The organism is Rhodoferax sp., from assembly GCF_025354435.1.
Lineage (GTDB): Bacteria > Pseudomonadota > Gammaproteobacteria > Burkholderiales > Burkholderiaceae_C > Rhodoferax_B.
The window spans coordinates 1-9,186 of the sequence record NZ_JANXMU010000053.1 but is presented as its reverse complement, the minus strand read 5'-3'; the positions used below and the strand labels follow the sequence as shown (position 1 = coordinate 9,186).

The 9,186-nt window shown below is 62.0% G+C and carries 9 protein-coding genes; 6 read left to right on the top strand and 3 right to left on the bottom strand.

From position 1 onward, the window contains the following. The first annotated feature begins 48 nt into the window (after positions 1–48). A complete protein-coding gene (locus Q0T48_RS14585) occupies positions 49–1,347 on the top strand; it encodes a hemolysin family protein (RefSeq protein ID WP_295957428.1) in 1,299 nt (432 codons plus the stop codon). Positions 1,348–1,368: 21 nt separating this feature from the next. Here Q0T48_RS14585 and Q0T48_RS14580 read toward each other — a convergent pair whose 3' ends face one another. Both Q0T48_RS14580 and purM read right to left on the bottom strand, forming a co-directional pair. Continuing rightward, positions 1,369–2,625, bottom strand: a complete 1,257-nt coding sequence (locus Q0T48_RS14580) for a PilT/PilU family type 4a pilus ATPase (protein ID WP_295957427.1) — start codon at positions 2,623–2,625, stop codon at positions 1,369–1,371. A gap of 78 nt (positions 2,626–2,703) precedes the next feature. Further along, positions 2,704–3,744: a phosphoribosylformylglycinamidine cyclo-ligase gene (gene purM, locus Q0T48_RS14575; protein WP_295957425.1), complete on the bottom strand. Its 1,041-nt coding sequence runs from the start codon at positions 3,742–3,744 to the stop codon at positions 2,704–2,706. Between the two features lie 187 nt (positions 3,745–3,931). Here purM and Q0T48_RS14570 point away from each other — a divergent pair, with 187 nt between their 5' ends. The 5 genes from Q0T48_RS14570 to folK are packed head-to-tail and all read left to right on the top strand — an operon-like array spanning position 3,932 to position 8,370. After that, positions 3,932–5,002 (top strand): AI-2E family transporter, encoded by a 1,071-nt coding sequence (locus tag Q0T48_RS14570; protein WP_295957422.1) that lies wholly within the window; start codon positions 3,932–3,934, stop codon positions 5,000–5,002. 12 nt (positions 5,003–5,014) lie between these two features. Continuing rightward, entirely contained in the window at positions 5,015–5,686 is a 672-nt protein-coding gene (hda, locus tag Q0T48_RS14565) for a DnaA regulatory inactivator Hda (RefSeq protein WP_295957420.1), read from the top strand. Positions 5,687–5,697: 11 nt separating this feature from the next. After that, positions 5,698–6,372, top strand: a complete 675-nt coding sequence (locus tag Q0T48_RS14560; RefSeq protein WP_295957419.1) for an HAD family hydrolase — start codon at positions 5,698–5,700, stop codon at positions 6,370–6,372. Beyond that, positions 6,369–7,907 carry a polynucleotide adenylyltransferase PcnB gene (gene pcnB / locus Q0T48_RS14555; protein WP_295957417.1) on the top strand — a complete coding sequence of 513 codons (1,539 nt, stop codon included), beginning with the start codon at positions 6,369–6,371 and terminating at the stop codon, positions 7,905–7,907. The genes Q0T48_RS14560 and pcnB overlap by 4 nt, the downstream gene beginning before the upstream one ends. Continuing rightward, positions 7,831–8,370 (top strand): 2-amino-4-hydroxy-6-hydroxymethyldihydropteridine diphosphokinase, encoded by a 540-nt coding sequence (folK, locus tag Q0T48_RS14550; RefSeq protein WP_366887963.1) that lies wholly within the window; start codon positions 7,831–7,833, stop codon positions 8,368–8,370. The genes pcnB and folK overlap by 77 nt, the downstream gene beginning before the upstream one ends. 192 nt (positions 8,371–8,562) lie before the next feature. Here folK and Q0T48_RS14545 read toward each other — a convergent pair whose 3' ends face one another. Further along, positions 8,563–8,760 (bottom strand): hypothetical protein, encoded by a 198-nt coding sequence (locus Q0T48_RS14545; RefSeq protein WP_295957415.1) that lies wholly within the window; start codon positions 8,758–8,760, stop codon positions 8,563–8,565. Positions 8,761–9,186: the final 426 nt, after the last annotated feature.

Sequence of the window (9,186 nt, the reverse complement as noted above, 5' to 3'; positions counted from 1 at the left end):
TGTCAGCGTTGAAGTAAAGTGCCATGTGTTTATTTTCTGTGAATATCCATGGATTTATTGCTGATTTTGCTGTTGACCTTGCTCAACGGCGTGTTTTCGATGTCGGAGCTGGCGCTGGCTTCCAGCCGAAAGGCGCGGTTGACGGCCATGGCCGAGTCGGGTGACAAGGGGGCTAAGGCGGCGCTGGCGCTGCTGGACAACCCCACCCAGTTTCTGTCGTCGGTGCAGGTTGGCATCACCTCGATCGGCATGATCAACGGTATTTTGGGCGAGGCCGCGTTCAGCGATGGCGTGTCGGCCTGGCTGCAGGGTTGGGGGGTGGCGCTGGGTGCTGCGAATGTGTCAGCCACGGTGATTGTGGTCACGGTCATCACCTTCATCACCATCGTATTTGGTGAGCTGGTACCCAAGCGCATCGGCCAGCTGTACCCCGAGCTGGTGGCGCGCCACGTGTCGCGCCCCATGACCTATGTGGCCTCCGGGGCCAAGCCCTTTGTGCGCCTGCTGTCGTTCAGCACCCATGCGGTGCTGAAACTGCTGCGCATCGACAACGCGGCGGGCCGGGCCGTGACCGAAGAAGAAATTGTGGCCAGCCTGGAGGAGGGTGTGGATGCCGGCGTGATCGAGGAACACGAGCACCAGATGGTGCAAAACGTGTTCCGCCTGGACGAGCGCCCCCTGACCTCGCTGATGGTGCCACGCACCGATATGGAATGGATGGAAGCCTCGCACACCGTGGCGCAGTGCCTGCAAAAGGCCAGCAGCAGCGCGGCCAAGGGCTCGCACTCCTGGTACCCGGTGTGCCGGGGTTCGCTGGACGACGTGGTGGGCGTGATCAGCGTGGGCCGCTTGCTGGAGCTGGGGGCCGATCTGACCGGGCCTGTGGAGCCGCATGTGCTGCCCGCCGCGTTTTTGCCCGAAACCCTGAGCGGCATGGAGCTGCTGGAGCAGTTTCGCGCCAAATCGGGCCGCATGGTGTTTGTGGTGGACGAATACGGTGTGGTGCAGGGCCTGATGACACCGCGCGACCTGCTGGAGGCCATCACTGGCGAGCTGCAGCCCGGTGCGCAGGCCGATGCCTGGGCCACCCAGCGCGAAGACGGCTCCTGGCTGCTAGACGGGCTGATGCCGGTCAATGAGCTCAAATCGCGGCTGGACATCAAGGACCTGCCCGAAGAAGACCGGGGCCGCTACAACACCGTGGCGGGACTGCTGATGTCGGTGTCGGGCCGCATGCTGGCTACCGCCGAGCGCATCGAGTGCGCAGGCTGGGTGTTTGAGGTGGTGGACCTGGACGGCAAGCGCATCGACAAGGTGCTGGCCACCGCTTTGGTCCCTGCCGACTAGCCTTTTTGGCTACGCTTTTGACTAGGTTTTGGCCTGCCGCAGCCGGGCCAGTTGCTCGTCTTCCAGCTGGCGGCGTTTTTGCTGCTGCTTGAGTAGCTCTTCGGCGCGCAGGGCTTCGATTTCTTCGTCGGTCATGGCCTTGTCAAAGGTCAGTTCCATCCCGCCTGCCGCAGTGGGCTCGCCCCGGGCGCTTTTCAGCTTCATGTTCAGGCGCAGCTCGTTGGTGGAGTCGGCGTTGCGCAGGGCTTCCTCGTAGGAAATCTGGCCGTCGTTGTACAACTCGAACAGCGCCCAGTCGAAGGTGCGCATGCCCAGCTCGCGCGATTTCTCCATCAGCGCCTTGAGATCGCCAAACTGGCCTTTGAAAATCCGATCGGCCACCAGCGGCGTGTTGAGCAGAATCTCGACCGCGGCGCGGCGGCCCTTGCCGTCTTCGGTGCGCACCAGCCGCTGCGACACCACGGCCCGCAGATTGGCCGACAAATCCATCAGCAGTTGGTTGCGCCGCTCTTCGGGGAAGAAATTGATGATGCGGTCCAGCGCCTGGTTGGCACTGTTGGCGTGCAGCGTGGCCAGGCACAGGTGGCCGGTTTCGGCGAAGGCAATGGCGTGTTCCATGGTCTGCGGGTCGCGAATTTCACCGATCAAAATCACGTCTGGGGCCTGGCGCAGAGTGTTTTTCAGCGCGTGGTGCCAGGAATGCGTGTCCACGCCCACTTCGCGGTGGCTCACCAGCGACATCTTCGAGGTGTGCACGTACTCCACCGGGTCTTCCACGGTGATGATGTGGCCACCCGAGCTGCTGTTGCGGTGGTCAATCATGGCCGCTAGCGATGTCGATTTGCCCGAGCCCGTGCCGCCCACCACCAGCACCAGCCCGCGCTTGTGCATGATGACTTCTTTCAGAATCTCGGGCAGAGCCAGAGTGGCAAAGTTGGGGATTTCGGCGGCGATGGTGCGGATCACCATGCTGACGTTTTGCTGCTGCACAAATACATTCACCCGAAACCGCGCCACGCCGGGCAAGGCCATGGCGAAGTTGCATTCCATTTCCTTGGCGAACTCGGCGTTTTGGCGCTCGTTCATCATGGCCTGGGCCAGCATGCGGGTCACGTCGCCGCTGAGCTTTTGGGCCGACAACGGTTTCATCTCGCCGTGCGCCTTCATGCTGGGGGCGAAGTCGGTCGCGATAAATAGGTCCGAGCCGCCCGCCTGGTGCATCGCCGTCAGCAGCTTGTGCATGTAGCTACGGGCCTGGTCTTCGGTGAGTGCGGACATGGTGGACCTTGGTTTGCTATTATTTATATAGCTACTAGCGTATGTTGAATATACGCTAGAGGCCTATTTCTTATAAATTTATGCCACGACAACAGCCGCACCCTCGCCGCGCGCGCCGATGGTACCAATCTCGTATACCGACTCGCCCAGGCCGCGCAGGGTCTGTGCCGTAGCCGTTGCGTTCGCCGCGTTCACCACCACTACCATGCCGATGCCGTTGTTGAAGGTGCGGTTCATTTCAAAGTCGTCGATGCCAGCGGTTGTTTGCAGCCAGGCAAACAGCTCGGTCTGCGGCCAGCTGCCCTTGACCAGATGCGCAGCCGTGCCTTCGGGCAGCACGCGGGGGATGTTCTCCAGCAGGCCGCCGCCGGTGATGTGGGCCAGGGCCTTGATGGGGTGCTCGGCCAGCGCGGCCAGCACGTTCTTCACGTACAGGCGGGTGGGCTCCATCAGGGCCTGTTTGAAGGGTTTGCCGTCCAACGTGGCGGGGGCCGCGTCACCGGCGCGCTCGATGCACTTGCGCACCAGGCTGAAGCCGTTGGAATGCACGCCGCTGCTGGCCAGGCCCAGCACCACGTCGCCGGGCTGGATGTCGCGGCCGGTCAGGATTTTCGATTTTTCGACCGCGCCTACGGCAAAACCGGCCAGGTCGTATTCGCCCGCGGGGTACATGCCGGGCATTTCGGCGGTTTCGCCGCCGATCAGCGCGCAGCCGCTCAACTCGCAGCCCTTGGCGATGCCGCCCACTACCGCCGCAGCCGTGTCCACGTCCAGCTTGCCGCAGGCAAAGTAGTCCAGGAAAAACAGCGGCTCGGCACCTTGCACCAGCACGTCGTTGACGCTCATGGCCACCAGGTCGATGCCCACGGTGTCATGCATGTTCCATTCGAACGCCAGGCGCAGCTTGGTGCCCACGCCGTCGGTGCCGCTGACCAGCACCGGCTCCTTGTAGCGCTTGGGCACTTCAAACAGCGCGCCAAAGCCGCCAATGCCCGCCAGCACGCCTTCGCGCATGGTCTTTTTGGCCAGGGGTTTGATGCGCTCGACCAGCGCGTCGCCTGCGTCGATATCGACTCCTGCGTCTTTGTAGGAGAGGGGGGCGGTGTGGGAAGAGGTCATGGTCGGTGCGTTCACACGGGGTGAATCAAGAGGTGGAGGGCAGTAAAACAGCCCAGATATCAGGGCCAGCGGGATTTGCCCGCGTAGCCCTCTACAATTTGCACGGATTTTAAGGGCAGGCGGCATGCTGCCGAATCTGCCTGAATCTCTGTTTCTGTTCCACCCTGAGCCCCACACCCTCCACCTGATGCAATTTACCTCTACCCAAAGGCGTGCCCTGGCCTGGTTCTCCATTGCTGCCGTGGCCGTGCTGGCGCTGTGGTTGCTGGGGCCGGTGCTGACCCCGTTTGCGGTGGCAGCCGTGCTGGCCTACATGCTCACGCCCCTGGTAGACCGGCTCGACAGCCTGTGCCGGGGCCGCGTGCCGCGCGTGCTGGCGGTGGCAGTGGTGGAGCTGCTGTTCATCGTGGTGCTGCTGGCCATCGCCTTGCTGATCGTGCCCATCTTGTTTAAGGAAGCACCGTTGATGCGCGAGCAGTTGCCACTGCTGCTGGACAGCCTGACCACCTGGCTCAAGCCGCTGCTGGCCCAGTTGGGCGTCAATGTGGCGCTGGACCCGGTGAGCATCAAGGCCTTTGTGTTCAAGTACCTCAACGCCAATGTAGAGGACGCGCTGGCCTCGCTGGTGTCGTCGGTGCGCCTGGGCGGCAGCCTGGCCATGGCGGTGCTGGGCAATCTGGTGCTGATCCCGGTGGCGCTGTTTTATCTGCTGATGGACTGGGACCGCTTCATTGCCCAACTGGTCTCCCTGGTGCCTACCCGCCTGCGCCCGGGGTTTGACAGCTTTGTGGACGAGGCCGACGAGGTGCTGGGCCAGTATCTGCGCGGCCAGTTGCTGGTGATGTTGATCATGGCAGCGTTCTATGCCATCGGTCTGTCGCTGTTTGGGCTGGACCTGGGCTTGCCCATCGGCCTGTTCACCGGGCTGGCCATGTTTGTGCCCTACCTGGGCTTTGGCGTGGGCCTGGTGCTGGCGGCACTGGCCGGGCTGCTGCAGTTTGCGTCCATCAAAGCGGTGGTGATGGTGGCCGTGGTGTACGGCATTGGCCAGTTTGTGGAGAGCCTGTTTCTCACGCCGCGGCTGGTGGGCGAGCGTATCGGCCTGCACCCGCTGGCGGTGATTTTTGCCCTGCTGGCGTTTGGCCAAGTGTTTGGCTTTGTCGGTATTCTGGTGGCCTTGCCCGCTAGCGCCGTGCTGCTGGTGGCCATACGCCGCATCCGCGACAGCTACCTGGCCAGTCGGCTCTACCAAGGCTAGGCAGGGATAGGTATGCAGCAACTGGTATTGGACATTGGCCTGGGCACCAGCCCCACGCTGGCCAACTTTTTTGGTGGTCCCAACGCGGCTGCGCTGCAGCACGTGCAGCAGTCCGTGGTGGATACCGGTCGTCCGCTGCAAACCTATCTGTGGGGCGGCCCCGCCACCGGAAAAACCCATATGCTACGCGCCGTGCGCGAGGCTTATCGGGTGCAGGCCGCCCGCGTCGGCTGGATGGACCCCAGCGTCTACGAGCCGCCTGAATTTGACGACACCTGGGCGGCGGTGCTGCTGGACGACGTGCACCTGTACAACCCGGCGCAGCAGCACATGGCCTTCAAATGGTTTGTCAACGCGCAAACCTGCAGCTGCTGGGTGCTGGGCGCGGGCGACGTGCCCCCGGCCGACCTCAAGCTGCGCGAAGACCTGCGCACCCGCCTGGGCGGCGGCAATGTGTTTGCCCTGCAACTGCTGAGCGAAGCCGAGCTGCGCACCGTGCTGGGCCAGGAGGCACAGGCCCGTGGCGTGACTTTGAGCGCCGAGGTGGTGGACTACCTGCTGCGCCGCTTCAGCCGCGACCTGGGCAGCCTGATGCAGTTGCTGGAGCACCTGGACTGCTACGCCCTGCAAACCCAGCGCGCTATCACCATACCCTTGGTTAAATCCATGTTGGAGACGATTTGAAAGAAGCACCCATGAAGTTGGCCCTGTTCGACCTGGACCACACCTTGCTGCCCCTGGATTCGGATTACGCCTGGGGCGAGTTCACCACCGCCATCGGCTGGACCGACCCGCAGGTGTTTAAACAGCAAAACGACTATTTCTACGCCCACTACAAGGCCGGTACGCTCGACATTGTGGAATACGTGCTGTTTGCCACCGAGGCTGCGCGTAAGCAAGGTACTGCAAAATCCATAGCCGCCCACGCAGACTTCATGCGCACGGTGATCCTTCCGGCTATACAACCCGTGGCGCGCGATCTGCTCCAACAGCACCAGGATGCAGGCGACCAGGTCATCATCGTCACCGCCACCAACGCCTTTGTCACCCGCCCGATTGCGGATGCTTTTGGCGTGGCCGAACTCATCGCCGTGGACCTGGAGCACGGTGCCGATGGCTGGATCACCGGCCAGATCCAGGGTGTGCCGTCCTTCCGAGAAGGCAAGATCACCCGTGTCGAAGACTGGCTGGCCGCACGCGGCTTAGGCTGGCAAGACGTGGAGGCCACCTTCTACTCCGACTCCATCAACGACCTGGCCCTGCTGGAAAAAGTCCAGCACCCCGTTGCCACCAATCCCGACGAGCGTTTGCGCGCCATCGCCACCCAGCGCGGATGGCGCATACTGGACTTGTTTACAAAGCAACCATGATCAAGACATTCATCGACAAAATTCTCGGCAAAAAGCCTGCAGCCGCCAAAAAGCCCAAGTTTGGCAAACGCGTCGAAATCCCCGTATCCGAGCACGGCATTAACCCCAATCTGGTAGACGAGCGCGCCCTCAACGTGGTCAGCACCCTGCAGCAAGCGGGTTTTGAGGCCTACATCGTCGGCGGTGCGGTGCGCGACCTGCTGGTCGGCCTGCGCCCCAAAGACTTCGACGTGGCCACCAACGCCACGCCCGAGCAGGTAAAAGGACTGTTTCGCCGCGCCTTCATCATCGGTCGGCGCTTTCGCATCGTCCACGTGGTCTATGGCCGGGGCCGCGAGAACGAAGTCATCGAAGTCTCCACCTTCCGCGCCTACATGGACAACACCGCCGCCGAGCAGGTCGCAGGCAACGAGCGCACCAGCAAGAGCGAGTTGGCCAACATGAAGCACGCGGTGGATTCGAGTGGCCGCGTTCTGCGGGACAACGTCTGGGGCCCGCAGGAAGAAGACGCGGTCCGCCGCGACTTCACCATCAACGCCATGTACTACGACCCCAAGAGCCAGATCGTGGTCGACTACCACGGTGGCCTGAAGGACAGCAAAAACCACACCATCCGCATGATTGGCGACCCCGCCACCCGCTACCGCGAAGACCCGGTGCGCATCATCCGCGCCGTGCGTTTTGCCGCCAAGCTCGGCCCGCTGGGCTTTACGCTGGAGCCCAAAACCGCCGCCCCGCTGGTTAATTCGCAAAAGCTGCTGGCCGACGTGCCGCAAAGCCGCCTGTTCGACGAAATGCTCAAGCTGCTGCAAACCGGCCACGCCGTGGCCACCATCGCCCAGCTGCGCAAGCTCGGCATGTCCACCGGCATTTACCCGCTGCTCGACGTGGTGGTGGAGCGCGCCGACCAGCCCTTTGTGCTGGCCGCCCTGCAAGACACCGACCGCCGCGTGGGCGAGGGCAAACCGGTTGCACCCAGCTTCCTGCTGGCCTGCGTCCTGTGGGCCGACGTGCGCGACGGTTGGGCCGCCCGCTCGGGCCAGCAGCCCTCGTTTGCCGCGCTGCAAGACGCAGTGGAAGACGTGTTCAACGCCCGCATCGGCGACGTATCGGGCCGTGGCCGCCTGGCCGGGGACATGCGCGAAACCTGGCTGATGCAACCCCGCTTTGAAAAGCGTGTGGGCAGCGGCCCCTACGGCATGATCGACCAGCCGCGCTTCCGCGCCGCCTTTGACTTTATGCGCCTGCGCGCTGATGCCGGTGAAGTCGAGCAAATTATTGCCGACTGGTGGCAAGAATTCACCACCGGCAGCGACGACCAGCGCGAAGACCTGCTGACCCAGGCCCGCGAAGAGCAGGCCCGCCGCCAAAAGCCGGTGCGCGTGCCGCGTGTTGTGCCTGTAGCCCACTCCAACAGCGCCATCGCGTCCGCAGACGCTGCACCCCAGACCGATCCCGATGCCGCCCCCAAAAAACGCCGCCGCCGCCGCAAGCCCAGTGGTGGTGGAGCCGCCGCACCAGGCTCCGATGCCTGAGCCGGTCACCGCTTTTATCGCCCTGGGTGCCAACCTGGGCGATGCCGCCAGCACCGTGCGCAAGGCCATGGACAGCATCCACGCCTTGCCAGGCACCGAGGTGGTACGCCGCTCGGCGCTGTACCTGACTACGCCGGTTGATTCGGACGGGCCAGACTACGTCAATGCCGTTGTGGAAGTTTTAACCACCTTGTGTGCGCCCCATCTACTGGAGCAGCTACAAAATGTAGAGCGTTCAGCAGGCCGCAAGCGCTCGTACCGCAACGCGCCGCGTACGCTGGATTTGGATATTTTGTTGTTTGGCAGCGGGCAGATCGACAGCCCGGCCCTGGTAGTGCCACATCCCCGCATGTGGCAGCGGGCCTTTGTGCTGCGCCCCTTGGCCGAAATTGCGCCGCAACGCGTCAGCCCCAAACAGCTCAGAGCTGTTCGGGAGCAGGACGTTGAGAAATTACCCTCCTAGCCTGTAAAGGCGTTGTACTGCCAGGCAAGTGCTTGGCTGTTTACGGTAGGTCGCTACGGGGGAAAGGGCGCAGCAATCGCAAGAAACTAGATTGTTTAGTTGCACCAAGAGCTTTGCGCAAAGCTCTTGGAAAAACGTAGGGACAATTTCAGGCAGGGCAACCCATTGCAGGTTGAACCCAGTGCTGTTGCCTTATTTGCCCGACCGGCGAACCACGATCACCGCCATCATGCCCAGCGCTGCCAACATCATTGCGGCAGTGGACTGGCTTTCGGCCGAGCGTTCCGCAAGCAAGTTGGAGACCGTGGACAACTTCGACATGTACGGCAGCACCGCGCTAGCAGCGCCTGCAATGGCCGACAGCGTAGCAAATATGACCCATTTTTTCATGATGCAATCCTTTTGGAAAACCTTCCCGAGGAGGCTCGAAAAGTGCTTTCATATCGGAAATCATAGCTTATGCTGCGATGCAGCAATGGGTTTGATGCAATTTTTTTCGAAATTTCCCACCATCGACAAAAATTTTTTGTCTAGGGAGTAACCCGTGGTTTACGGCTGCGGTAATAATGCATTTCAAAAATCGATCAAGTTCTTAGCTTTATTCGCTCGTTTTCATGGTGAACTTACACAATGTCTAAACTTCAGCCCTTCTTAGTGCTATGCGCCGCAGTAGTGGTGTGTCCTGGTCAAGTTATTTCGGACACATCGATAGGTTGATTGATTGCCGATTTCTGCTCGAAGGCATTGGGTGGCAAGTTGCCCAGTGTGGAGTGCAGCCGCACACTGTTGTAGAAGCCGACGATGTAGTCGGCAATG